Here is a 1,382-nt window from a genome sequence, read left to right as displayed (position 1 = left end):
CTAGAGGCGCGGGTTCGGCGGGATCATCCGCTGCGGCCGATCCGGGCGATCGCGAACGCGGCGCTGGCGGACCTGAGCGGGGACTTCGCGGCGCTCTATCCGCCGAGGCTGGGTCGCCCGTCGATTGCGCCGGAGCGGCTGTTGCGGGCGATGCTGCTGCAGGCATTCTACGGCATCCGCTCGGAGCGGCAGCTGATGGAGCGGATGGAGTTCGACCTGCTGTTCCGCTGGTTCGTGGGCCTGGGCGTGGACGATGCGGCCTGGGACCATTCCAGCTTCAGCAAGAACCGCGACCGGCTGCTGGAAGGCCAGATCGCGGGCAAGTTCCTGCGTGCGGTGCTGGCTCAGCCCAGGGTCAAGCGGCTGATGTCGTCGGACCACTTCTCCGTGGACGGTACGCTGATCGAGGCGTGGGCTTCGCTGAAGAGCTTCCGCCGGAAGGACGGCTCCGACAACGACCCGGACGGCCTGGGTCGCAACGCCGAGCGCGGCTTCCACAAGGAGAAGCGCTCCAACCAGACGCACCAGAGCACGACCGATCCCCAAGCCCGGCTCTACAAGAAGGGCGACGGCCAGCCGGCCAAGCTCTGCTACATCGGCCACGCGCTGATGGAGAACCGCCATGGCCTGGCGGTGGACGGCGGCGTCACCCAGGCCACCGGCACGGCCGAGCGGGAGGCGGCCTTGGCGATGCTGGACCGCAGGCCCAGGCGACGACGGATCACGCTTGGAGCCGACAAGGCCTATGACGTCGCCAGCTTCATCGGCGACCTGCGGGCCCGCCGCGTGACGCCGCACGTCGCCATCGATGGCCACCTCTCCAAGACCGGCAAGCCGCGCAAGACCGCCGTGGGCGCGCGCACCACCCGCCATCCCGGCTACGCGATCAGCCAACGCTGCCGCAAACGCATCGAGGAAGTGTTCGGCTGGCTCAAGGGCTCGGCCGGCCTGGCGAAGGTCAAGCTCCGCGGCCGCGCCAGGGTGGACGCCGTCTTCACCCTGGCGCTGGCCGCCTACAACCTCATCCGCCTGCCCAAGCTCCTCGGAGCCGCGGCGTGAGCGTCCTGGGCCGCTGGCGGATCGTCCAGATGCCGGACTACACCGACGATTATCCCGACATGATGGAGCCGGCCTACATCCTCTTCGCGGATCACGGCTCCGGCGAGTTCGCCTTCGGCTGCGTCAACGGCCAAATCTTCGGCGGCGGCGACACCGACGCCGTCGAGTTCTCCTGGACCGGCAACGACGAGATGGACGAAACCCAAGGCGACGGCTGGGCCGAACTCCAGCCCGACGGCTCCCTCAAGGGCCAAATCTGCTTCCACAGCGGCGACGAAGCCGACTTCATCGCCCGCCGGGAGACTTCTTCAACGGCCTGCTAG

General features: G+C 68.7%; 2 protein-coding genes. Both read left to right on the top strand.

All coding sequences use genetic code 11. The features are described from left to right. Window positions 1-1,059 (top strand): IS5 family transposase (locus AC07NX_RS26175; protein WP_494646046.1); only part of this gene is annotated, 1,059 nt, incomplete at its 5' end. Beyond that, window positions 1,056-1,382 carry a hypothetical protein gene (locus AC07NX_RS26170; RefSeq protein WP_494646044.1) on the top strand — a complete coding sequence of 109 codons (327 nt, stop codon included), beginning with the start codon at window positions 1,056-1,058 and terminating at the stop codon, window positions 1,380-1,382. The genes AC07NX_RS26175 and AC07NX_RS26170, both read left to right, overlap by 4 nt.

The organism is Caulobacter sp. GW821-FHT09A05, from assembly GCF_059418465.1.
Note: the sequence above shows the minus strand (reverse complement) of the source record. Positions and strands in the feature narration are given on the sequence as shown.